The sequence below is a fragment of the Arthrobacter sp. BB-1 genome (genome assembly GCF_006151685.1).
Taxonomy (GTDB): domain Bacteria; phylum Actinomycetota; class Actinomycetes; order Actinomycetales; family Micrococcaceae; genus Arthrobacter.
On record NZ_VDEV01000041.1, the window covers coordinates 1 to 1,415 of the forward strand.

At 62.3% G+C, this 1,415-nt stretch carries 1 protein-coding gene; it reads left to right on the forward strand.

Annotated features, from left to right (window positions below; all coding sequences use genetic code 11):
* Nucleotides 1–127 precede the first annotated feature (127 nt).
* Entirely contained in the window at nucleotides 128–1,312 is a 1,185-nt protein-coding gene (locus tag FHJ30_RS20110; RefSeq protein ID WP_139031027.1) for a DDE-type integrase/transposase/recombinase, read from the forward strand.
* Nucleotides 1,313–1,415 lie beyond the last annotated feature (103 nt).

Below are 1,415 nucleotides of genomic sequence, written 5' to 3' on the forward strand. Positions count from 1 at the left end.
CGCGTTGACTCATTGAAAACCTCCGCGTAGCCGGATTCGTTGCCTCATTTGAAAACCTCCGCTTCGGCGGCGTGGTGTTCGGGTGCGGCGATGGCCGCGGGCTATGCCCGTTTTCATGGAGCTAACGATGGCCCAGCGGCAAGCTGTGACGAAGAAGAAGGCCCTCGCTTATCGGGGTGCTGATCGTGCAGGAAAGTCCCGGATCCTGGACGAACTGGTCGAGTTGACCGGCTGGCACCGCGACTATGCCCGGGCCGCGTTGCGGGATGCGCTGGAATTGAAAGTCGTCAGACCGCGGCCGGGCAGGACCCCGGTGTACGGGCCTGATCTGCTGCCGGCGCTCGTCAAGTGCTGGGCGGTACTCCGGGCTCCTGCCGGCAGGCTGCTGGCCCCGATGCTGCCGGTGCTGGTGCCGTTGCTGCGCCGTGATGGTGAACTCGAGGTCACTGACGAACAAGCAGCGTTGCTGATGCGGATGAGCGCGGCAACGATCGACCGGAAACTCGCCGGTGAACGGGCCAAGCTGACCCTGCGGGGACGGTCCCACACAAAGCCGGGCACACTGCTCAAGTCCCAGATCCCGGTCCGGACCTGGGCGGACTGGGACGACGCAGTGCCCGGCTTTGTCGAGATTGACCTCGTCGGCCACGAGGGCGGCAGCAGCTTCGGAGAGTTCTGCTTCACGCTCACCGTCACTGACATTTGCACCGGATGGACGGTCAACAGGTCCGTGCGGAACAAGGCCGCCAAATGGGTCTTCGAAGCCCTCGAACACGTCACCGCCGTCTTCCCGTTTCCCATCCTCGGGATTGACTCGGACAACGGCTCGGAGTTCATCAACGATCACCTGCTGGCCTACTGCCACGCCCGGCAGATCACCTTCACCCGCTCCCGGCCGGGCAACAAAAATGACGGCGCCCACGTCGAGCAAAAGAACTGGGCGCGGGTCCGTGAACTGGTCGGCTACCTGCGCTACGACACACCCTCGGAGCTCGAGAAACTCAACGAGATCTGGGAACTGGACCGGGTGTTCACCAACTACCTGCTGCCCCAGCAAAAGCTCGTGTCAAAGCAACGCCACGGCGCGAAAGTCACCAAGAAACACGACGCGCCGGCCACGCCCCACCAACGAGCCGTGCGCCATCCACGGATGCGCAAAAGCCCGGTCATACGAATGAACGCAGCCTTCAAACGCATCAAACCCGGAGCTCTCTCCCGCCAGATCCTGGCCCTGACAGCCGAACTGGAAACCCTCGCCCTGGCCAAGAAACCAGCTCCCATCAGACCCGTAAACCGGGCCTGGAACCCGTAGACATCCGAAGCTCTTGAACTGAGGCAACGATCACGCGAAAGCGGAGGATTTCAATTGAGGCAACGTATTACGCTTCCCGGAGGTATTGCAATGAGGCAACAGG